This window comes from Rheinheimera sp. F8, assembly GCF_001518915.1.
Window position 1 is genome coordinate 3,030,614 of sequence record NZ_CP013656.1, and the last position, 22,315, is coordinate 3,052,928.

Below are 22,315 nucleotides of genomic sequence, written 5' to 3' on the forward strand. Positions count from 1 at the left end.
ATGAAAACGTTAAAACCCGGTGAGATCGCAGCCTATTGTGACGTACATCACCGCACTGTCAGTCGCTGGATTTCTCACGGCCAGCTGAAAGGTCATAAGTTGCCGGGCCGAGGCAATTATCGCGTGTTGCTGGCTGACTTCATCAGTTTCCTGCAACAGCAAAAAATGCCGATGCCGCCGGAGCTGGCTGACAGCCTGCGCGATGCAGAACCTGCAGCAGCACCTGCAGTGTTGCAGAATCGGCGTATCCTGGTGATTGACGATGAGGCGTCCTACCGCCAGGCGATAAAACGGGTGCTGTTTGCCAGTGGTTATCAGCTGGATTTCGCCGCCGACGGCTTTCAGGCGGGCGTAAAAATTGCCGGAGGCCGGCCTGATTTGATCACGTTGGATCTGTCGATGCCTGGGCTGGATGGCTTCGACGTCATCCGCTACATCCGGCAACAACCCGAACTGGCGCCAGTGCGTATTCTGGTGATCTCCGGCTTAGGCAGCGAAGAATTGGCCCAGGCCAAGGCATTGGGCGCTGACGCGACGCTGAGCAAGCCATTTGAAAATAGTCAGCTATCTGAACTGGTACAGCAATTGTTACAGGGAGTGCCTGATGCCGAATAAAGTGCTGTTGGTCGATGACGAGATTTCTATTCTGCGCGCGCTGGAGCGGCTATTAATCCGTTCGGGTTATCGTGTATTCACAGCGACAAGCGGTGCCGATGCCTTGTTACGACTGCAGCAGGACAACTGTCAGGTTATTATTTCTGACTTTCGCATGCCGGAAATGTCTGGCGGAGAGTTGCTGGCAAATGTAAAGCGATTGTACCCGGAAACCGTTTGCCTGGTATTAAGTGGCTATTCCGACTTTCAGTCTGTGCTGCAATTGCTGAATTCGGGTACGGCATTTCGCTTCCTGCAAAAGCCGTGGGAAGACGAACAGTTGTTGAAGGAAATCGAAGCGGCGTTCCGGTTGTATCGGCATAACCGTAGTGTGCGGATCCGCAGCCAGTTGATGATCACCAGTAACGGCGCATTACTCGAACTATCACCCGAAGGTGTGATCCTGCGCAGTAACGGTGCCGCCCAACATCTGCTAGGGCAAACTGAAGCGAGTTTGAACCGGAGCTTATTCAGTCAGTGGTTTCAGCTCAGCGAAAGCCAACAACAGGTGTTTTTACAGGATATTCATGGCTCGCTGGAGGTCAGTGATCTGCAGGACAAAGTCTGTGAGCTGCATGTGCAGTACAAAGATGCTGAATGCACGCTGGTTGGGCTCAAACGAATTCAGCAGCAAGAAGGGCCGGGCGGGGTATTTACCTCGGCATTGCTGGATCAACATGCTGCGTTGCAGCAACTGGACAGTTTGTTGCAACAACAGCGTACGTTTGCAGTCGCTGCGATCCGGCTGAAGAATTTCAGTGACTGGGCCGACATGCTTGGTTTTGGCGAAGCCGGCCAGTTGTTTGAAAGCATCAGTCAGAGCCTGATGCAGGTCAGCCGGCCTTATGGTGCTTTGGCCTATCTGGCGAACGAATTGTTTATTTTAACTTTGCCCGCAGCGGTAACTGAAGTCGAAGTGCATCAGCAACTGACCGAGATCCTGCAAAAAGTACGGCAACAGTTCATGCGCCAATCTCAGGTGTTACGCCCGGTGTTTACAGTGACCTATTGTATGGCACCCGAGGATGGCGACAGCGCCAAGCTGCTGCTGAACAACGTCCTGACCAGTAATCGCATGCATTTGCGTAGCCCACATGCGTTTTTTATGCGCTTCAGTGCCGGCGATGCTGATAAAAAACGTCAGCAATTGCGTATCAGCGATGCTTTGTTCGGCGCGGTAGAGCTTGAGCAGTTTGAATTGTACTTTCAGGCCAAACTGGATTTGCATCACGACCGTATCAACAGCTGTGAAGCGTTGTTACGCTGGCGTCACCCGGAACTGGGCGTTGTTTCACCGGCATTGTTTATTCCGATTGCCGAACACGACGGCCAGATCATTGAGATTGGCCTTTGGGTATTGCGCAAGGCTTGTATGCTGGCAACCCGCTGGCAAAAGGCGCAGGTGCCACTGGCACGGATCGCGGTGAATATTTCCGGCGTGCAGCTGCTGCAGCATGATTTTATTCAACAGGTCCAACGCATCTTTCAGGAAACCGGTGTTGATACTGCGGCTATTGAACTGGAATTAACCGAATCGTGGATGATGTAGGATCTGGCACAAAGTGCTGCGGCGTTACAGTCGTTAAAAGCGCTGGGTGTGCGGATTGCCATCGATGATTTTGGTACCGGCTACTCGTCCTTGGCTTATTTGTCACGTTTGCCGGTCGATGTGCTGAAGATTGACCGTTCTTTGATTATCGACCTGGAATCGAACATTAATACGCAAAGTCTGGTCAGCAATATCTGCCGGATGGCGCATGCACTGCACGTGGAAGTCGTGGTTGAAGGCGTAGAAAATGCTGAACAACTGCAGATCCTGCGCGGCATGGGTTGTGATCTGGCGCAAGGGTATCTGATTGCAAGGCCGGTCCCAGAACAAGAATTTTTGCGTCAACTGCAGGCCGGTCCGGCCGCACCTGACAGAGCCGGAGTATGACCATGTCAGTGAAGCCAGTAGTACTGTTTATCGACGATGATAGTTTTATGCTTAAAGCACTGCTGCGGGCATCACTAAGGCTGCAGCCAGGCTGGACTTATTATTTATCTGATGACCCGCAGCACTGGCCTTCTGCGCTGCCAGACGGGGTGTTGCCCGACCTGATAGTCAGTGATTTTCTGATGCCCGATCTGAATGGCGATATGGTGCTGGCACAGGCGATGGCTTTGTACCCACAAACTGTACGGGTATTGATGACCGGGGATACCACTGAGGAAGTCGTCAGCAGTGTCAGTTTGCAGGCCCATTTTGTGCTGAGCAAACCGTTCAGTGAGCAGGACATGCAACAATTATTTGGCAGCGTAGAGCGTCTGCGCAACCTGCAGCTCCCATTGAATTTACGCCAGTTATTAGGTCAGGCCGACAATTTGCCGGTGTTGCCGGCCATTATCCGCCAGTTACGGCAGGTGCTGGCGGCGGAAAATGCAGATCTGAGCCAGGCGGTTGATTTAGTCGCGCATGAGCCGGTGATCGCGGCCCGGTTACTGCAGTTGGCTAATTCAGCGTTTCTCGGCTACAGCCGGCCAACCCACTCATTGGCAGAGTCGTTGCTGCGTCTGGGCTTGCGCCTGGTCGAAGCTATTGTGACTTTGATGGCAGTCGATCAGTCGATCAGTCGATATCGGCGACGGCTACTGACGGCAGTCATCGCGCTATCAGCGAACGGGCGTTTAAGCAGGCTGGCCTCACCCGTCAGTTAGCGCATGCCGCACAGCTATCGACGGAGCAACAAGATCAGCTGTTTGTCAGTGCATTACTCAGCGCACTGGGACCACTTAGCAAACTAAAATGGCAGCAGGGTGTGAACGACATTCCAGACTCAATCAATGGTATTAGCAGCGATAGTGTGATCACCATTTATCTGCTGACGTTGTGGGGCTATCCCGCATCGCTTTGCCAGTTGGAGCTGGATAAATGTCAGCACGGTGCAACGCCTGAACCAGCGGATTTGAAGCCGTATATTTTATTTATTGCCGGCGAATATCAACGCGGCTGCAGTAAGGAATTTCTGCAGCACAGCGCCGCTTTATTGCAGCACACCGGTTTACAACAAGCCATTCTGCAATTGCCGCAGCCAGGCTGATCAGCGCTGGCGCTCGATTTACTTCCAGATGTTTTTTGTTAAAGCCCGCGATTCTGCTGAAAAAACACTTGTCGGCATGGCCATTTTTCATGCAATCTAAACAAAAATGACATCGCTGTCATTTTTGGAGTGACAGCGGGGTGACAGAAAATAATGGGGTGTAACATGTTGAAACAAAGCATATATTTGAAATCAGTCGCCGGAGGTTCCCGTGCGTACTGCTGATCTTGATTTAAGCGCCGGGCGGGTGTTGTCGATTGACGTGTTCCGTGGCATCACCATCTTTGTGATGGTGTTTGTCAATGAGTTGTCTGGCATCAGTGACATTCCCTGGTGGATGAAACATCTGCCGGCCAGTACCGACGGCATGACCTTTGTTGATTTAGTGTTCCCGGCCTTTTTGTTTATCGTCGGTATGTCGGTGCCTTTTGCGATGCAGGCGCGCGCACGTAAAGGCGAAAATTCCATCCAGCAGTTTAAACATCTGCTGCTGCGCAGTCTGGGACTGGTGATTATTGGTGTGTTGATGGTCAGTACCATTGGTGGTTTTGATGAGGCCCGGATGGCGCTGTCGATGCCGGTCTGGACCTTGTTGATGTATCTGGCCGTGTTATTGGTCTGGGCGCAATATCCCCGCCAAGGTACTGCGATAATCCGCAATGTGGCGCAAGGCAGCGGTGTATTGGTTTTGCTGTTGCTGGCGTGGAGTTTCCGTGGACCCGACGGCAGTTATATCAGCCCGCAGTGGTGGGGTATCCTTGGCTTGATTGGCTGGGCTTATTTACTGGCAGGTTCGGTATTCTTAATCAGTCGCCGCGTCAGCCACGTCCGGTTACAACTGCTGGTGCTTGGTGCTGCGGCATTGTGTTTCTTAGTTTTGTTTGCGCTGTTGGACGGGCAGGCCGCCAGTGCCGGGCAAGCGGCGGTCGGTTTTATCCAGCACTGGGCAGTGGAAAATAACAGCCACACCCATACGGCGATTGTACTGGCAGGCGTGATGTTATCGATTTTATGTTATCACCCGGCGCTGCAGGCAAAACGATCACGCAATCTGCTGGTGTTTGCCGGTCTGTTGGGCGTGCTGGCATTTGCTAGCTGGCAGTGGTTTCCAATCTCTAAAATCTGGGCGACACCGAGCTGGGCATTGTTCAGCGCATGGTTTTGCACACTGCTGTTTGTTGCTGTCTTTGTGCTGGTTGATCTGAAAGGCTATCAGCGCTGGTGCAGGTTGTTTGCACCGGCTGCGGTCAATCCGCTATTGGCTTATATTTTGCCATACATGCTGGCGAGTGCGGCTGCAATTGCCGGCGCGACGCTGCGTCCGGTCGCCTTTGACACTGGTGTCGCGGGTATTTTCTGGAGTCTCGCTTTTGCCGCCGTCATCCTGCTGCTGACCGCATTGCTGACCCGGCTTGGCCTGAAAGTAAAACTGTAAAAAGATGACCTCGTCCGCCGTTTGTCGGACGAGGATTGTCGGACGAGGATTGCAGGGCAAGGGGATTGTCTCTTGCCAAGCTCCCGCAGTGTCATTCAGCGAATAAAATCCGCGCTGCTATGACGTTCGGGGACCTGCTCTTCCTCAGGGCCCCAGTTGCGATTAACCCGCACGCCACGCTGCACTGCCGGGCGGGCATCCAGGCGCTGTGCCCATGCCATCAGATGCGGATACTCATGCACCGCTAAAAACTCCGCCGCGTTGTACAGCCGGCCCAGCACCAGCTGACCATACCAGGGCCAAATGGCGATATCGGCAATGCTGTAGTTTTCGCCGGCGACATAATTGTGCTGGCTTAACTGGCGTTCCAGTACATCCAGTTGGCGCTTGGTTTCCATCGCATAGCGATTGATCGGATACTCAAACTTTTCCGGAGCATAGACGTAAAAATGACCAAAGCCACCGCCAACAAAAGGTGCGCTGCCCATTTGCCAGAATAACCAGTTCAGGATCTCAGTCCGTTCTGCCACGGTATTGCCGAGCATCACAGCGAATTTTTCTGCCAGATATAACAAAATGGCACCGGATTCAAACAAGCGGGTTGGCGGCGTGGTGCTGTGATCGAACATGGCCGGAATTTTACTGTTTGGATTGATCGCAACAAAATCAGAGCCAAACTGCGCGCCGCTGCGGATATCAATCAGCCAGGCGTCATAATCAGCCGCAGCGATCCCCAGTTCCAGCAATTCTTCCAGCAACACTGTGACTTTGATGCCATTGGGTGTGGCGAGCGAATAGAGCTGCAACGCATGTTCGCCGCGTGGCAAGGTGGTTTCGTTGCGGGCACCGGCGGTGGGGCGATTAATCGCGGCAAAGGCACCGCCATTATCGGTATCCCAGCGCCAGACGGCTGGTGGGGTGTAGTGTTGCTGGCTCATTGACAGGTTCCTGATCCGGTTGTAAATGCATTGATCAGCATATGGGCGCCTGGCTGGATCGCAATGGTCTGCAGCAATAAAAAGGCCAGCGCAATGCTGGCCATGTCCGATTGCGTTTATACCGCCTGCCAGGCGAATTGTTTTAAACCTAACTCGGCCAGCATTTTATCCAGATGCGCTTTGGCTTCCGGTGTCGGTCCTGGATAATCGCCGCCAATCGCAGTGTTGCCGACATAACCGATATCTTTGGTGCCTTGTGGCGTACTGAAAAACGCTGCCACAACTAAGCCACGCAGCAACGCAAAGGCTTTGGCAATACGCTGGAACTGCGGTTTGGTTTGGGCATTGTCAAAAGCAATATCGTCGATAATCGCCAACCGCTGCTCCCGTTTCAAAGTGGTAAAGCTGCTGCCAAATCTTAACGTTGCTTCATCATCAATCCACGCCAACGCGGCTAAAATCACCGGTCTGTCTTGTTGCTGACGCGGATAAGGTGCGCTGATCCATTCATCGATAATCGCCGGAGCGTCGACTTCAGACGCCGAAGGCACATCGCCCTCGCGGGGGATCAGAATATCGGACAGCAGTGCCAGCAGCGTCAGCTGCGCCGCGGACATGGTCAGTGGCCACGGTGATTCCGGCGGCAGGATCATATTTGGATCTGTGCCATAGCCTTTGGCGGTGATAGCTTTGAGGTTTAACTCCGGCCAGTGCTCAGTCGTTGCCGCCACCTTGCCGGCGGCATCCGCTGGTGCAGCAGGCGGCGCACTGTCGCAACCACTTAACGTTGGCAACATGGTGCTGGCGGCGAGGGCAGCCAGCAGTTTTAATGACTGACGCCGGCTCAGGCCAGACTGATAACGGTAGTTGGTGTCGTCGGCAGCACGAACTTCTGGCTGTTTGATTTCATCAGTCATTTACAGTGCTCCTTTGTCTAATTGCGTCGCCAGCCAGGACGAATTGCGCATCGCCAGCGTCATGATGGTCAGCGTGCAGTTTTTATGTGGATTGGAGGCAAACACACCGCCATCCATGACAAATAAATTCGGACAATCCCAGCTCTGGCCCCATTGGTTGGTGACAGAATCGGTTTTGCTGGCGCCCATCCGGGTGGTGCCGACTTCATGAATAATTTGGCCGCCTTTTAAAATGGCTTGCTCAGGCTTTGGCAACTCGCCAACGTCGGCACCAAGCAAGGTCAGGATCTCCTTTGCGGTATTTAATCCGTGGGCCACCTGTTTTAACTCATGTTCAGACCATTTCCAGTGAAAGCGTGCCACCGGAATACCCCATTTATCGGTGACTGTTGGATCTATATCCATATAACAGTCCGGATTCGGCAGCATTTCGCCGCGCAGCGCAAAGGACACATAAGCGCCGTACTTTTGTTTAACCTGTTGCTTGAGCTGACTGCCATAACCCTGTAGCCCGGTATCGACATTGGCACCGGGCTCGCCAAACCGACCACCCAGTTCGAAGTGGTAACCGCGTGGGAAATCCAGCTGTTTGGCGGCCTGGGCTTTGTGTCCCCACCAGGGGATAAACAGGTGGTTCGCAGTGTGACCGTCTTCGTTGTATATCGGACGGCCTTGCAGCGCCGGCACCAGCGCGCCGATATTGGCACCGGTCGAATCCATCAGGTTTTTGCCAACCTGACCGCTGGAGTTGGCGAGGCCTTGCGGATGTCTGGCGGTTTTGGAATTCAGCAGCAGCCGCGCCGATTCACAGGCACTGGCGGCCAGGATCACGACCCGCGCTTTTAGCTGATGTTCAGTGCCGGTTTTTTTGTCGATATAACTGACGCCAGTCACTTTACCGTTGTCATCAGTGGTGACCGTTTTCACCATCGCATCGGTGCGTAGTTCCAGCAAGCCTGTGGCTTTGGCCATCGGCAATAACGACGTGGTAGTCTGAAAAGCGGCACCGATCGAGCAGCCATGGCCACAAGGCGTGGCATAAAAACAGGCTGCGCGGTTATCCAGTGGCCGGGTTAACACCGCACGGTGCATTGGCACTGCCGGGATGCCGAGTTTTTTTGCTGCAGCGGCGATCAGCAGCTCTGGTACCCTTGGCTGAGGTGGTGGTTGTAGCACGCCGTCCGGAGATGGCGGCATATCATCGAGGCCGGTATTGGTACCGCAGACGCCGACTAAGGCTTCGGTTTTGTCATACCAGGGCGCAATATCGGCATATTCAAAGGGCCAGTCGGCGCCGAGGCCATCGCGGCTTTTGCCTTTAAAATCGTGTTCGCTAAAGCGCAGCGCATAACGACCCCAGTGATTGGTGCGACCACCCAGCATCCGCGCGCGCCACCACATAAATTCAGAATTTTCCGCAGCGGTATAGGGTTCGTCCGGTACTTGCCAGCCGCCGTCGATGGTGGCGTCATAAAAACCAAAATCTTTGTCCGGTGTAGCGGCGCCCATCAGCGGCGCATCACCATTGCGCTTAAACATTGGCGTTTCTATTTTCGGGTCGTAATCACGGCCCGCTTCCAGTAACACCACTTTATGGCCAAGCCGGGTCAGTTCATAGGCGGCCATGGCGCCACCGGCGCCAGAGCCAACCACTAAAATTTCAATGTCTGCGCTTGCCATTATTTCAGCTCTTTAATTTTGATGTTTTTAAACCAGACCGTATCGCCGTGATCCTGCAGACCAATGTGGCCTTTTTTGGTCGCCGCAAAACCTGGCCAGGTGGCAAACTTGCTGGTTGACAGCAATTGTTGCCAGGTGGGATCCCCAATCTTCACGGCTGCAGTCTGCACGTCATTCTGCCAGACCGTGAGCTGGTCTTGTTGCAGGCGGATGGTCAGCTGATTCCACTGGCCGGCGATTTTATGTGAGGCCGGTGGCGAGGCAATCATGTCGTATAACGAGCCGGAACGGTGGCTTGGCAGTTTATTGTCGGAGTGGCGTTCGTTATCGAGGATCTGGATTTCAGGGGCCTGAGCATAGATAGTGTTACCGGTTTCATTTACCCGCACAAAAACACCGCTATTGCCGCTTTCGGCAATTTTCCATTCCAGCTTCAGCTCAAAATTTTCAAAAGTCGCTTTGGTTAAAATATCACCGCCGCCTTTGCCGGCCAGCTTCAGCGCGCCGTCTTCAATTTGCCACAGCTCGCTGATGCCGGGCTGTTTGAAATTTCGCCACTGCGCATGATCTTTACCATCAAACAGCAATTGCCAGCCATCGGCCTGTTCTTGTTTGGTTAATTGATTGTCGGCGGCTACGGCACTGAGTGAAAGTCCGCTGCAAAGCAGCAAAGCCGTGAGTTTTATCATGGATGTCAAAGTCTGTCCTCCTGTTGGTTCTGCGTGCTGCCGGGGTGTCAGGCAACAAAAAACACAGAAATATCGCAGTGATCGCAACCGTTACTGCCAGATCCTTCCGGAACAGTCACAGTGGTCCCGCTGTTATTTTGTGCTCTATAAAAGCAATGGGAGGCCGGTTGATGCAAGTAAAAAATCACTTTTTTGAGGCAAAAACCGTCGGGCACCAGATAAAGTGTGAAAAACCGGTTGCAGTCGGTCTGTCAAAATGAAACCGATTACATAAAATGCTGGAATAATTTGCCGGCGGCAGGCAGGCTAAACATTCAACAAGCAGGGAGAAGTTATGAACGGCAACAGAACCTTTTTACCTAAACTATGCCTGTGGCTGGTCTTACTCTGCGGCAGCTGGAGCGGCGCACTCTTGGCTGCAGAGAACGCTGCCGGGAGCGAAGTAGTGACCGGGGCTGACGGCGTCAAAGTGCACCGCGATCTGATTTTCGCCACACCCGCCGGGCAGCCGCTGGCCTTGGATATCTATCAGCCGGTGCGGCCCGGCATCCGGGCGCCCATGCCGGTGCTGCTGATTTTTCACGGCGGTGGCTGGTTAATCAACAACAAAAGCATCATGCAGCAGATGGCTGGTTATGTCGCAGCCCATGCTGATATCGTGGTGGTTAATGCCGATTACCGGCTACTCAGCAGCAACCATAACACCACCAAACTGAATCAAATTGTTGAAGACGCACTGGGTGCGACTTTATGGGTGCAGCGCAATATTCAGCATTATCAGGGCGATCCGGCGCGTGTCGCTGTTACCGGTGATAGTGCAGGCGGGCATTTAGCGGCGATGGTGACGTTAGCCGGCCAGAATTTATCGTCACAAGGTTTTGCCAGCCGTACGCCGGGATTTAAGCCCAGCTATCTACCGGAAGGTGAAAGTGCAGAAAGTATCCGCGCCGCGGGTGGCATTCAGGTGCAGGCCGCGGTGCTCAGTTATGCCGTGTTTGATTTGCAGGCGCGGGCCTTTGCCGATTTCGAAACCGCGAAAAATGGTTTTTGGGCAATGGGCAAGGCCAGTCCGCGTGGCTTTTTTGGTGCCGGTATCAATGTCCACAGCCATCCGGAGTTATACCGGGCGCTATCGCCGCTGAATTTAATTCCAAAGGCGCACGAACGGCAATTGCCGCCGCAGTTTGTCCATGTCGGCAGCCGCGATACGCTGACAACACCGGATTCGGCGCGGCAATATGTCGAAGCAATTGACCAGGCCGGGCATCGCAGTGAATTACATATCTATCCGGGGCTGAACCACGCTTTTCTTGATAATGACTGCAACGAATTTCTCGGCAATTGTTTTGACCGCGATGCCAAAGCGCCGCTCGATGACATTATCCGCTTTTTGAACGAAACTTTTGCGTCGCCTCGCGGCGCGGTCAAACCGAAAAGATAATGCGCAGGCCGCGGTTTTTTCTGCTGTGTTCTGTTTTACAGCAATCCGGTGTATCTGCAGCTAAGCGCGAACTAGCGCAGCTGCATAATCTGGTTGCCTTCGATACTGACCCGATCGCCGACGCGTAAATCGCCAATCTGTTGATAATCAAACTGCTGAGTGCGGCTGTTATCTAAGCGCACCAGCACCCGATATATTTGGTTGCCTTGTTGTGCTGGTTAGCCATCTGGTTGCCAGCCATGGCACCACCGATCACGCCGGCACCTGTTGCAAGCGCACGACCGGAGCCGCCGCCAAACTGATTGCCGACCACGCCGCCAAGCACGGCGCCCAGCAAGGCACCGCCGGTGCCATTCATCGAGGATTGCGGCACGATCTGGATACTAGAGCACCGATTTGTTTAAGAAGCGAACAGCAGAGCCGCCTGAAATTGCCTCAGGCAAGGCGACATAGCGAAGGAATAGTGGTGCTCTTTCGAGCTGTGGCAACGCCGCATGAGGCAATTACAGGCGCTCCCGTACGGGCGAATCCAGAATGGCCACATGCCGCGTTAAATTTTCTCGCTTTAGCACCACTAAAGCTTCGAAAATCTGCCTTGCCTGTGGCCTTTCTGTGTTTCGCTGCTGCCGCTTTTTTAAACTAATCGGTGCTCTAACAACAGTGCCGATTTGTTGTTGCGCACGGACGGATTGCTGCACACCATAACCGGGACTACTGCTACAGCTGCTGAGGCTAAGCAGCATACAACCGACCAACAGGTAGCGTGTTGACGGACTTTTAAGAACAGAGCGTTGAACAGGATGCATCAGGAAATTCCTAAACGGGTGACTGAGTAACACCAGCCTATGCGCTTTTCTGCCGTGGCTCTGTGCGGCCGGGCACTGTGCGCGCCTTGCCAGCAAATAAATCACGAAAAATTCACATTTCCTTTGTTATCATGCGGTTTTTTGATGAAGAGCTGTTTGTGATGTCTGCACTGCAAATCCTGCCGGCGGGGTCGGAATATAAAACCACCATCTGGAATATGTTCCAGTTTTATTGTTATGACACTTCCACTTATGACGGCTATGACGTTGAAGCCAATGGTTTTTACAAAATGTGCGCGGAGTATTTTGGCCAGTATTGGCAACTGCCACGTTGGAGTGCGCATATCATCAAAGTCGATGGCGCACTTGCCGGTTTTGCGCTGCTGGAACCGTCCGATGCACTGGACGATGCGCTGGAGCTGGCCGATCTGTTTATCATGCAGCGCTTTCGCCGCCGTGGTCTGGCGCAGCAGGTGGTCGAGTATTTCCTCGGTCAGCGCAGCGAACGCTGGACCATCACCACCTTTGATGATGCGCCTGACGCCTGCGCGTTTTGGCAGCATATGTTCAGCCTGCCGCAGTTTCAGGTCAGCGAACGTTTGCCGGATCCGGATGGCCGTGCCGCAACAGTGCACGTTTTGCCGGTGAACTGCTGAAAAATCGTGTTGAATTGCAGCTTAGACCGGTCCGCTTTGTAAGCAGGTTTGTCGGTTCACTGCCAAAGTAGTTGTTTTTATTAGATATGCAAGAATGTATTGCGGGGAATACTAAAAGCGGGATTGTTGTATAACCTCAACCTCTTTAGGCTGCAGAGAAGTCAATTCAGACCTTTTTGCAGTACAGGAGGCATTATGCCTGAGCATCTTCATTCAACGACAACGCCACCATCGGTTTTGCCAGCTTTTGTGCAGCGCATGGCCAACCACGGGCTTGGCCAGTTTGTGCTGGCTTTTGTGGTCACGTTGGTGCCCTTTATTATCGCCAATGCGCTGGCCAAACTGACGCTCGATGGCGAGCAGTGGCTGCACATCCGTAACGCCTTCAAAGTCGCCGTCCTGACCTTCGCCTATTGTTATTACGTGAAAAAAATTGAGCAGCGCCGCGTCACTGAACTGGCGTTGCCCGGTGCTGTGAAGGAAACATTGCATGGCTTTGGCCTCGCCGCGCTGTTAATAACAGTGCCGGTGGTATTGTTGTGGCTTGGTGGATATTTCACCGTGCACGGCATCGCGTTTAATTTCTCGCTGTTGCACCTGTTGGTGGGTTTTTTCAGTGTTGCAGTGCTGGAAGAACTGATTTTCCGCGCCATTTTATTCCGCTTGCTGGAACGATCGTTAGGGACCTGGCTGGCCATTCTGGTGTCGTCGGCGTTATTCAGCGCGGTACATTTGTTAAACCCACATGCTGATTTACTCAGCACAGTGCAGTTGCTGGTACTGGGCCTGCTGTTTATTGCCGCGTTTTTATATACCCGCCGTTTGTGGCTTTGTGTTGGTCTGCATTGGGGCTGGAATTATGCGCAGGGCGGTCTTTTTTCCAGTCCGGTGTCCGGTCAAAAGGCCGATGGCATTTTACAGTCGACGATGACAGGCCCGGCCTGGCTGACCGGTGGTGACTTTGGGATTGAAGCGTCAGTGCTGGCATCCGGCGGTGCTTTGATCTGCACAGTGTTGCTGCTAAGGGCTGCTCGGCAACAGCATTGGGTGTTACCGTTCTGGCAACGTGCTGCGGCCACGCAGCCGGTCGCATCAGCAGAAACTAAGACAACAACAACTGACTGATCTCACGGCTGAGCCGGTCATAGACGGTGCGGATCAGCTTGTTATTGGCAATATCGCGATGACAGCTGAGCCAGACGCCAAATTCTGGCAGCGGTAAATCCGGCAGCACCTGGACCAGATCTGCCTCCTGCGCCAGCACATAATGCGACGCAAAACCAATGCCGGCGCCGGCTCGCAGCGCGGTCAGATAACTGGCTTTGTCGTCGGTACGCAGCGCAAATGCAGATTTTTCCTGCAGCAGGCCAAACTGGCGAAACCACTGCAGCATCACTGGCAATTGGTCATGGCCAATCAGCCGGTGTGCTGCCAGATCGTCAACCGAGGTCGGCATGCCAAAATGGTCGAGATAACTGCGGCTCGCCATCGCCTGAATGCGCACAGTGCCGAGTTTACGGCACACCGTTTCAGCCTGGGTCGGTTCGACCAGCCAGAAGCCAATATCGGCATCGCGGCTGAGTAAATCCGGCAGTTCGTCCGTTGCGACCAGTTCCAGCTGCAGCCCGGGTTGTTCACGCAGCAAAGTGGCGAGCAGGGCGGGCATCAGCGTGATAGCAATCAGCTGACTGGCGTAGATCCGCACCGTGCCGGTCAGCTCTGCGCCTAAATCCTGCAGCGACAGGCAAAGCCGGTTCGCAGCAGTTTCCAGATCTTTGGCGTGGGCATAAATTTGTGCCGCCGCCGCGGTCGGGTGCAGTCCTCGGGGTGTGCGTTCAAACAATGTCACCGCCAGCTGTGATTCCAGTTCGGCCAGTTGCCGGCTGAGGGTAGGCTGTTGCATGCCAAGCTCGCGCGCAGCAGCAGCGGTGCTGCCGGCCCGATAGATCGCCAGAAAACTGCGTAGCAGCACCCAGTTAAACTGACTGGCATCGAGTCGATTATTTTGCATAGCTATGCGGCATTTTTTTAATGATTTGTGTATAGCGACAATAAGAGGCACTTAGCGCCGGGTCAAGCGAACTTTGTCACTGTCGGGTAGCCCAGCGGCGTGCCGGGCGGCAGTGTTAAGTGAATTCAACATTCATCATCTAGAAGAAGGACAATACCAATGAAAAATTTAACGTTGATTTTAACGATGTCAGGTCTGCTTTGTGCATTCGCGGTGCCGGCTGGTACGCCGGTCACGGCAATAGCCCCAGCGTCGCAGTCACAATTACTGCAAAGCCCAGATCCGCAGCTGGCGGCGAATAAAAAGCTGGTGTTTGATTTCTGGCGCGAAGTCATAGACGCCGGGCAGCTTGATAAAGCCGCGACGTATCTGACAGAAGGCTACATTCAGCACAATCCAAATATCGCCGACGGCCGCGCCGCATTTGTCGCGTATTTTGCCCAGTTCAGCAAGCCAAGCCCGGTGCAACCGCAGATCAGCCTGCCGCTGGTCAATATCATCGCGGAAGGGCCTTATGTGACGCTGGTGTTTGTGCAGACGTTGTCGGATAAAGCCAATCCCGGTAAAACTTATACCACCACCGCAGTTGATATATTCCGCATCGCTGACGGCAAAATTGCCGAGCATTGGGACAGTATGCGAAAAGGCTAAATGGAATCTAGCGCGGCGAAAACGCTGGGATTTCGCCGTGCGGACCGACTGGGCGGACGCGTCTGATGTATGCGCACAAATGGCCGAGCCTGCGGAGCGGGGTGTTATTGCTGTTTTGGTATCTATCCAGGGGGCGCTGAGGTGTACCTTAAACTCTCGCCTTACTCAGTCAATTCTCCATCTGACTCCCTATTAAAAACCATCTCAACAGAAGGTCTTGGGATCTCATGCAACTGGGGCGCGTCGGGATTGGCAGTCGAAAAGCCTAAGCTCAGCCTTGTCGTCAACGACTGGTGCAAAAAGCTTTCGGGCTTTAGTAAGTTCAACTTCAACTGCTTTTTCTCTTCGATTCGGGTCGGGAACAAGTTAACAATCGTACTCCAAGAAACATTACCAACTAGCTCGACAATCTTTTCGAATTTGACGTTGAACTGACGTTCCAAAGGTTCAACCTCCTCACCATGCATCAACGCATTCCTGAATTTATCAGCATGCGTGAATGCCCTATCGCTCCCTTCTCTAAATAGGCTTTCGAATAATTGTTTGATGGCTTGCTTCGGATACGGTTTGTGCAAGGGATGCTCGCCACAGGCTTCGCAAAATAGAGGGCCTCGGCATTTAGGGCAGGCATCGTTTACTTTTTCGTTTTTTTTATAAAACGAGGAGAGCTGCTCTATGGCAAACCAAAAATATTGAAACTGGTCCTCTTTAACTCGGGCATTCAATCCGTTGTTGAACCAGCGAATCGCTCGACCAAAAGCGCCCTCAAAATTTGCTTCAGCCAGTTCCTGCGCAGTCATAACGATGCTCTGATCAATAATCTCAACAGGTAACTGATGCCCAGGAAAGTAACTGAAGAAGATCATCTCCCTTTCCAAAAGTCCCGGAGTCCAGTCGGCAATAAAATTAACTTTCTCAACTCGGAAAGGTGCACCACAAGTGAAGCCAAAAATATCCAGGTACAAGTTAATGAAATTATCGCCATTCGTCTCTGCCTCCTCGAAGTTAGCTGCTTCGATATACAGATGGGCTAGTAAAGTCGGATGTGGAGTGCCAGGTTCAACATTGAAATTTGTAAGCTCCAATCGAAATCGTTTCCCTTTTACCGTGGTTTCATACTTTTCAGAGTCAACAAAGCACGACTTACACTCAACGAAATATTCGATCAAAAACACCTTCGGTTGTGGTTCCATTTTTCATTCCTTGGCATGGACTGCATAAAGCCGGGTGACTTGGCGAACTATACTAGCATCGTTCCGAAATATGGAAAGCATGTCCAAAGCAAGCGGGCACCCGCTAGGGGTGCCCCTACGTTTTGCGGTGGTTATTTCATCGTCTGCATAGAGAACTGATTACCGGTTGGCATTGAGCCGCTGGGCCAACGGGCGGTGATGGTTTTCATCCGGGTGTAAAACCGTACGCCATCCGGGCCATGCATATTGAGGGGGCCGAACACACTGCGTTTCCCGTTGCTTAAGTTGTGAAACGCAATTTGGCCTTAGGATCACTGCACGGAGACAGCTGATGGTGTGGTAAATTGCTCTGTCACCTGGATCCCGCTCTGGTTATACTGACTGCAGATGTCGGAGGGCTGTGATAATGAAATGGATGTTCGGTTTTTATTGGTTATTGGCGGGATCAGCGCAGGCCTGTGGCTTACAGGTGCTGACCGAAGATCTACCGCCATATCAGGTGGTTCGCCAGCAGCAAGTGGTCGCGGGTTCGGCTTATTTACAGGTTGAAGCGATATTACGCAGCGCCGGTCTGACTTGTCGTACCGACGTGTTGCCCTGGGCACGGGCATTTGAGTTAGCGCGGACTGAACCGAACACACTGATTTACTCTTTGGCACGTTTGCCGGCTCGCGAAAATTTGTTTATCTGGCTGGCGCCGTTGATCAACACCGATTATCGCTATTATTCCGCCGACAGTAGCGTGATAGAACAAATCCAGCAGGGCAAATCGCCGCAGGATTTTATCGCTGTAGCTGTGGCGGGCAGTATGATGGACAGTACGCTGCAACAAATTGGTTTTGTACCGGACCAAAATCTGATCCAGGTGAAAGATATTAACGCGCAGTGGAAAATGCTGCAGATCAACCGGGCTCAGCTAACACTGGCCTTTGAACCGGATTTTAAAGCGTTGGCTGATCCAAAAGTCGGGCAAACCCAGTTTTATGCGTCACGCCAGGTCGTCCGGCAAATTCAGTTGTATTTGGCAGCGCATCCGCAAACCGATCCGGCGCTGATTAGTCAGTTAAAAACCGCGATTGAGAAACAAGCGGTACTAAGTGTGCCGGTTAATCCGTCTGCGCGCTGAAGATGCAATATTGAAACATCTAAACACCAGCAACTAATGACTGTAGTGATTTGTGTAAGCTCTGCTTGTCACACAACCGCCGGTGCGTTTTGCAATGCAGGTGGGTAAAAAACTTCAGTTTTACCCACCTGCGTCATTCGCAGTCCCTGCCACATATCATAAAGCGTGTTTATCGCTTCCAAATGGATCCGTATAAAGACGCGCATCGATTATGGCGTGCGTCTTGTTGTATAGGTATCAGATGGCGCGGCCGCAGCCATGCATATTAAATAGGGTGTCGCCAAATACGTGAATGGCTTGCGTCGTTTCCCGTCGATCGGGAAACTAAGATTTTGTAGCATTGCGCTGATGCGGGAATACGAAAAGCTGCACAAAATCTCGCGCAAAAAATTTAATAGCATCGCGAAAGCTGGGGACAGGCACGCATCCGCTACTTAAGAGATTCTGTACTGGTTTATGTGAAATTGGCCAGTCCAATTTAGTTCTGAATTATTCTTCGATTTAAATTCGTAAACAGAAGTCATCTCATTCTGCAATCAACAGCACATATGCTTCAGTGACCTGTGCGATATGCGATTGCATCGCCGCTTTGGCGCCTGCGGCATCGCGCCGGCTTAAACATAAATAGATTTTTTCATGGGCTTCGATGTTAGGGCCCGCGACCTGGCGGCGGATCTTCTCGGCAAATAATTGACTGAGCTCCGAGCTTTCACGCAGGGCCCACAGCCATTCAATCATCGACTGCAGCGCACTGTTGCGGGTAGCGCTTGCGATCAGCTGGTGGAATTTGCCATCAAAAGTCTCAGCTTCGGCCGATCTTTGTTGTGCCACTAAACTAATCATTTGCGTCAGATAAGCTTTGAGTTTCAGTAATTCTTCATTGCTGATGCGCTCTGCAGCGAGGGCGGCGGCGTCGCCTTCTAACAATAAACGGGCTTCCATGATTTCCAGCGGGCCAGGTGCGTTTTCTGCCAACAGCGAACTTTTCAGACTGGCTTCCTGCAACACATAAACGCCGGAACCGGGCCGGATATCGACCAGACCTGACACTTCCAATGCGATCAGCGCCTCGCGCACGGTCTGGCGGCTGACATCATATTGCTGCGCTAAGTCGCGTTCAGCCGGCAAACGCATACCGGGTTTAAGCTTTCCGGCATTGATTTGCTGCGCCAGTTTATCGGCGATCTGCAAATAAAGTCTGGAGTTGGACGTTGGGGCCTGGCGACTGCCGGCTGGTGCAAGGATCGTGTTGTCGTTCATGTGTTTCCGCAGAAGTGGTTTGACCAAAAATTTATTGTTGCAAATTGGCCTGTCCAGATGTAAGTTAAATCTAACAGGCCTGACCAATTTAGCTGTGAGACGACGTTGAAGCAACACTCAGCGTAAACTTCAGTAGCGGTCAGACCAGATAGAATCATGACGCCCACGATGCACGGTAGTACCGGAGCAGGCGGTTGCAAAATGCCAGCGGTGGCAACTCCGGCGGATATTGCATCAAGGCGAAGCAAAGCAGTTGAAAGCAGTTCCGATGGCGGAATTTCAGAGGATCCAGATGAAAATCATTGATGCAAAAGTCATTATTACCTGTCCCGATCGCAATTTTGTCACGGTGAAAATCACCACGGATCAGGGGCTATATGGCATCGGTGATGCGACGTTAAACGGTCGCGAGCTGGCGGTCGTCAGTTACCTGCAGGACCATCTGATCCCTTGTCTGATTGGCCGTGACGCCAGCCGTATTGAAGATATCTGGCAGTTTTTTTATCGCGGCGCTTACTGGCGCCGTGGTCCGGTCGGCATGACCGCGATTGCCGCTATCGACGTGGCGCTTTGGGACATCAAAGCCAAAGCCGCCAATATGCCGCTATATCAATTGCTGGGTGGACGCAGCCGTGATGGCATCATGGTATATGGCCATGCCAACGGCAACACTATCGCAGAAACCGTGGCGGAAGTGGGCCGTTATATAGAGATGGGCTACAAAGCAATCCGCGCCCAGACCGGGGTGCCTGGCCTTGCCAGTACTTATGGTGTGTCAAAAGACAAACTGTATTACGAGCCTGCTGACAATGACCTGCCAACTGAAAACGTCTGGTCTACCAGCAAGTATCTCAATAGCGTGCCGGAACTGTTTAAAGTGCTGCGGGAGACTTATGGTTATGATCACCATCTGCTGCACGATACGCACCACCGCCTGACGCCGATTGAAGCGGCGCAGCTGGGTAAATCGTTAGAGCCGTACAAACTATTCTGGTTAGAAGACGCAGTACCGGCTGAACTGCAGGAAGGTTTCCGCTTATTCCGTCATCACACCACCACGCCTATCGCGGTGGGGGAAGTCTTTGCATCCATTCATGATTGCCAGCAGCTGATCAGCGAGCAGCTGATTGATTATATCCGCACCACTATTGTGCATGGCGGCGGTATCACCCATCTGCGCCGGATTGCGCATCTGGCTGAGCTGTATCATGTCCGGACCGGCTTCCACGGCGCCACTGACCTAAGCCCTGTCACAATGGGCGCGGCACTGCATTTTGATACCTGGGTACCAAATTTCGGTATCCAGGAATATATGCGCCACACCGATGCGACTGATGAAGTGTTCCCGCATGACTATCACTTCGCTAACGGCTATTTGTATGCCGGCGAAAAACCAGGTCATGGCGTGGATATCGACGAAAAGCTAGCCGCTAAATATCCGTATAAACGCGCTTATCTGCCGGTGAACCGGTTAGAAGATGGCACCATGTTTAACTGGTAGCGGCGATGCCTGGGCTGGTGGTTGTTGTTATGGCGGCGAGTAACTGTACACAATCGTGATGTCGGACTAAAAGGAATGGTGTAAGGGCAAACCATTCTGCTTACAATGCCTGATCTACCCGCCTGCATTGCCGCGATATCGCTGGGTTTTATGATTGGAGGCGATTTGTTCCGCCGGTTGGTTGATGAATGATTGAGCTGACCTAATCTGCAATTCTTGATGATCGTCATTCAGTCAGCAGCAACGGCATTTTATTAATCCTTCATTTTTTATCAAATCTAAGTAAACCGAAGATGCAATGTCAAAACGGTTTACCTGACGAGCCAACTCGAAGGGCTCTACATTGAGTTGATTGATCGTCCATGTAATAACATCAGAGGTTAAACGCTGTGCGTACCTCAATGACAAGTTATGATGGCAAAAAGCCCTGCGGAAATCTGCGGGGCTTTTTACGTTCAGGGTTGAAAGCGATTCTCTCTGCAAATAGCAATTGCAGGAGCGATTTCTGGCGATCTCAGGCTGACTGGTCGCCTGTCGGGATTATGGTTTTAGTTTCAGTTCGTCTTTAACACTTTTGACACCTTCCACGTCGCGGGTGATCGCGACCAACTGATTGATCTGCAGTTGCGTATCGACGCTGCCGGTCAGATGCACATCGCCTTTGGTGGTCACAACACCGATGTCAAATCCGCTCAGTGCATTGTCCATGGCGATAGCCGATTTAACGCGTTTAGTCACATCGGTATCGACCGCCGGCGTGCCGCCGACTTCTCGGGTGATATCAACACTGGTTTTGTCTTTGGTTTGCGCCGACACCGGCGGGACAGTACACAGCAGAACTGCCAGTACTGGGATTAAGCTACGACGCAAGACTTGACTGATATGCGGTTGAAAGTTCATCAGATGCTCCGGGTTGGCTGGGTAATCGAAGCCTTTATTTTACACAGCCATAACAGGATCTCCGTTCGCCAACGTACGTAAAGTGAAATGAGTGAAAGTTATCCTGCTTCAGCCACAGCGTTCCAGCAATAGTGCAATGCCCTGGCCGCCGCCGATACACAGCGTGATGAGGCCAAATTGCGCATCGATTCTTTCCATTTCATACAAAGCTTTCACCACCAGTATCGCACCGGTTGCGCCGACCGGATGTCCCAGGGCAATAGCGCCGCCATTTGGATTGACCCGCGCCGGGTCCAGCCCAAGTGTGTGGCTGACGGCCAGCGCTTGTGCAGCGAAAGCTTCATTCGATTCAATTACCGCGATATCAGCGAGGCTGATCCTGCTTTGTTGCAGCAGCCGTTGCACTGCGGGGATTGGGCCCAAACCCATCATCGATGGTTCTACACCGGCAAAAGCACAGCTGTGTAAGCGGGCTCTACTGCGCAGCCCATGCGCACGGGCATAAGACGCGGTGGCAAGAACCAGCGCGGCTGCGCCATCGTTGAGGCCAGACGCATTGCCGGCTGTCACTACACCATCGCGTAAAAACGCAGGTTTGAGCTGAGCCAGACTTGCCAGCGTCGTATCGGCACGAGGATGTTCATCTTCGGCAAACAGAAATTCGCCTTGTTTGCCGGTCAATGTGACCGGCGCTATTTGTGCGGAAAAGTGGCCTTGTTCTTGTGCCCGGACCGCCCGCCGCTGACTTTGCAGTGCAAACTGGTCCAGTTCCTCACGGCTGAACTGATACTGCCTGGCAATATTCTCAGCGGTGATGCCCATATGGCCGCTGCCAAACGGATCAGTCAGGATGCCCAGCGTCAAATCGGTCACTGTGCTGTGGCCAAGTCGCAGGCCTTTACGCACCCCCGGCAGTAAAAATGCGCCTTGTGACATGGATTCGGCGCCACCACACAAGATCAGTTGCTGTTGCGCCCGGTCGCCCGCCAGCATCAATTGCTGCGCCGCACTGAGTACTGCCTGTAAGCCGGAGCCGCACAATCGATTCACCTGAAAGGCATCACTGTGCACTGACATTCCGCAACTGAGAGCGATATGCCGCGCCAGATAAACATCCGCAGTGCTGGTGGTAATAATATGACCAAACACGGAGCTGACAATATCGCTTGCCGGGACTCCGGCCCGCGATATTGCCGCTTTTGCTGCCACAGTGCCAAGCTGCGCCGGCGTCTGTGTCGACAGGCTGCCGCCAAAACTACCGATCGGCGTGCGGGCGCCACTCAGAATGACGATATCGGATAATTGCATGATGGATCCGGAACTTAAGGCTAACGATTGCTGATTATGCGGGGCCTGCTGATAAAACTGCAATAAGAG

Annotated in this window: 21 protein-coding genes and 1 pseudogene; 11 read left to right on the top strand and 11 right to left on the bottom strand. The window is 52.7% G+C overall.

Translation table 11 applies throughout. The features are described 5' to 3' along the window. The 5 genes and pseudogenes from ATY27_RS13600 (at nucleotide 1) to ATY27_RS13625 (ending at nucleotide 5,169) form a co-directional block, all read left to right on the top strand. A complete protein-coding gene (locus ATY27_RS13600; RefSeq protein ID WP_208931171.1) occupies nucleotides 1-615 on the top strand; it encodes a response regulator in 615 nt (204 codons plus the stop codon). Then, a pseudogene (locus ATY27_RS13605) lies at nucleotides 605-2,590 on the top strand (EAL domain-containing protein). The gene ATY27_RS13600 and the pseudogene ATY27_RS13605 overlap by 11 nt, the downstream one beginning before the upstream one ends. 2 nt (nucleotides 2,591-2,592) lie before the next feature. Beyond that, complete coding sequence (locus tag ATY27_RS13615; RefSeq protein ID WP_208931174.1) at nucleotides 2,593-3,351, top strand: HDOD domain-containing protein; 759 nt, start codon at nucleotides 2,593-2,595, stop codon at nucleotides 3,349-3,351. 101 nt (nucleotides 3,352-3,452) lie between these two features. After that, nucleotides 3,453-3,734: a hypothetical protein gene (locus ATY27_RS13620; RefSeq protein ID WP_208931175.1), complete on the top strand. Its 282-nt coding sequence runs from the start codon at nucleotides 3,453-3,455 to the stop codon at nucleotides 3,732-3,734. A gap of 211 nt (nucleotides 3,735-3,945) precedes the next feature. Further along, on the top strand, nucleotides 3,946-5,169 hold the full coding sequence (locus ATY27_RS13625) for a DUF5009 domain-containing protein (RefSeq protein WP_208931176.1): 1,224 nt from the start codon (nucleotides 3,946-3,948) through the stop codon (nucleotides 5,167-5,169). Nucleotides 5,170-5,264: 95 nt separating this feature from the next. Here the strand turns inward: ATY27_RS13625 and yghU are convergent, their stop codons facing one another. From yghU to ATY27_RS13645, 4 genes are all read right to left on the bottom strand, one after another. Beyond that, a complete protein-coding gene (yghU, locus tag ATY27_RS13630) occupies nucleotides 5,265-6,107 on the bottom strand; it encodes a glutathione-dependent disulfide-bond oxidoreductase (protein WP_208931177.1) in 843 nt (280 codons plus the stop codon). A 116-nt stretch (nucleotides 6,108-6,223) separates the two neighbouring features. Further along, nucleotides 6,224-7,024: a gluconate 2-dehydrogenase subunit 3 family protein gene (locus ATY27_RS13635; RefSeq protein WP_208931178.1), complete on the bottom strand. Its 801-nt coding sequence runs from the start codon at nucleotides 7,022-7,024 to the stop codon at nucleotides 6,224-6,226. Next, on the bottom strand, nucleotides 7,025-8,704 hold the full coding sequence (locus ATY27_RS13640; protein ID WP_208931179.1) for a GMC family oxidoreductase: 1,680 nt from the start codon (nucleotides 8,702-8,704) through the stop codon (nucleotides 7,025-7,027). Further along, a complete protein-coding gene (locus tag ATY27_RS13645; RefSeq protein WP_208933497.1) occupies nucleotides 8,704-9,393 on the bottom strand; it encodes a DUF1080 domain-containing protein in 690 nt (229 codons plus the stop codon). Before ATY27_RS13645 ends, ATY27_RS13640 begins: the two co-directional genes overlap by 1 nt. 334 nt (nucleotides 9,394-9,727) lie before the next feature. On the opposite strand from ATY27_RS13645, the gene ATY27_RS13650 reads away from it, so the two are divergent. Continuing rightward, on the top strand, nucleotides 9,728-10,834 hold the full coding sequence (locus ATY27_RS13650; protein ID WP_208931180.1) for an alpha/beta hydrolase: 1,107 nt from the start codon (nucleotides 9,728-9,730) through the stop codon (nucleotides 10,832-10,834). Nucleotides 10,835-11,006: 172 nt separating this feature from the next. Here ATY27_RS13650 and ATY27_RS19995 read toward each other — a convergent pair whose 3' ends face one another. Then, nucleotides 11,007-11,192: a glycine zipper 2TM domain-containing protein gene (locus tag ATY27_RS19995; protein WP_208931181.1), complete on the bottom strand. Its 186-nt coding sequence runs from the start codon at nucleotides 11,190-11,192 to the stop codon at nucleotides 11,007-11,009. A 609-nt stretch (nucleotides 11,193-11,801) separates the two neighbouring features. On the opposite strand from ATY27_RS19995, the gene ATY27_RS13660 reads away from it, so the two are divergent. Then, nucleotides 11,802-12,296, top strand: coding sequence for a GNAT family N-acetyltransferase (locus tag ATY27_RS13660; protein ID WP_208931182.1), 495 nt, complete (start codon nucleotides 11,802-11,804; stop codon nucleotides 12,294-12,296). 195 nt (nucleotides 12,297-12,491) lie between these two features. Further along, nucleotides 12,492-13,421, top strand: a complete 930-nt coding sequence (locus tag ATY27_RS13665) for a type II CAAX endopeptidase family protein (RefSeq protein ID WP_208931183.1) — start codon at nucleotides 12,492-12,494, stop codon at nucleotides 13,419-13,421. Here ATY27_RS13665 and ATY27_RS13670 read toward each other — a convergent pair. Next, on the bottom strand, nucleotides 13,399-14,307 hold the full coding sequence (locus ATY27_RS13670) for a LysR family transcriptional regulator (protein WP_208931184.1): 909 nt from the start codon (nucleotides 14,305-14,307) through the stop codon (nucleotides 13,399-13,401). The genes ATY27_RS13665 and ATY27_RS13670 overlap by 23 nt on opposite strands. A 159-nt stretch (nucleotides 14,308-14,466) precedes the next feature. On the opposite strand from ATY27_RS13670, the gene ATY27_RS13675 reads away from it, so the two are divergent. Further along, entirely contained in the window at nucleotides 14,467-14,958 is a 492-nt protein-coding gene (locus ATY27_RS13675) for a nuclear transport factor 2 family protein (RefSeq protein WP_208931185.1), read from the top strand. Nucleotides 14,959-15,119: 161 nt separating this feature from the next. On the opposite strand, the gene mauJ is transcribed toward ATY27_RS13675, so the two are convergent. Both mauJ and ATY27_RS19880 read right to left on the bottom strand, forming a co-directional pair. Then, nucleotides 15,120-16,151, bottom strand: a complete 1,032-nt coding sequence (mauJ, locus tag ATY27_RS13680; protein ID WP_208931186.1) for a methylamine utilization protein MauJ — start codon at nucleotides 16,149-16,151, stop codon at nucleotides 15,120-15,122. 131 nt (nucleotides 16,152-16,282) lie between these two features. Beyond that, entirely contained in the window at nucleotides 16,283-16,414 is a 132-nt protein-coding gene (locus ATY27_RS19880) for a hypothetical protein (protein WP_279614560.1), read from the bottom strand. Nucleotides 16,415-16,557: 143 nt separating this feature from the next. On the opposite strand from ATY27_RS19880, the gene ATY27_RS13685 reads away from it, so the two are divergent. Beyond that, complete coding sequence (locus tag ATY27_RS13685; RefSeq protein WP_208931187.1) at nucleotides 16,558-17,277, top strand: hypothetical protein; 720 nt, start codon at nucleotides 16,558-16,560, stop codon at nucleotides 17,275-17,277. A 525-nt stretch (nucleotides 17,278-17,802) separates the two neighbouring features. On the opposite strand, the gene ATY27_RS13690 is transcribed toward ATY27_RS13685, so the two are convergent. Then, the gene (locus ATY27_RS13690) at nucleotides 17,803-18,537 is read right to left on the bottom strand and encodes a FadR/GntR family transcriptional regulator (RefSeq protein WP_208931188.1); all 735 of its coding nucleotides are present in this window, start codon (nucleotides 18,535-18,537) and stop codon (nucleotides 17,803-17,805) included. A 292-nt stretch (nucleotides 18,538-18,829) separates the two neighbouring features. On the opposite strand from ATY27_RS13690, the gene manD reads away from it, so the two are divergent. Then, a complete protein-coding gene (manD, locus tag ATY27_RS13695; protein ID WP_208931189.1) occupies nucleotides 18,830-20,038 on the top strand; it encodes a D-mannonate dehydratase ManD in 1,209 nt (402 codons plus the stop codon). 540 nt (nucleotides 20,039-20,578) lie between these two features. Here the strand turns inward: manD and ATY27_RS13700 are convergent. Together ATY27_RS13700 and ATY27_RS13705 are read right to left on the bottom strand one after the other, a co-directional pair. Further along, the gene (locus ATY27_RS13700; protein ID WP_208931190.1) at nucleotides 20,579-20,938 is read right to left on the bottom strand and encodes a BON domain-containing protein; all 360 of its coding nucleotides are present in this window, start codon (nucleotides 20,936-20,938) and stop codon (nucleotides 20,579-20,581) included. A 108-nt stretch (nucleotides 20,939-21,046) separates the two neighbouring features. Then, a complete protein-coding gene (locus tag ATY27_RS13705) occupies nucleotides 21,047-22,246 on the bottom strand; it encodes an acetyl-CoA C-acyltransferase (protein WP_208931191.1) in 1,200 nt (399 codons plus the stop codon). Nucleotides 22,247-22,315: the final 69 nt, after the last annotated feature.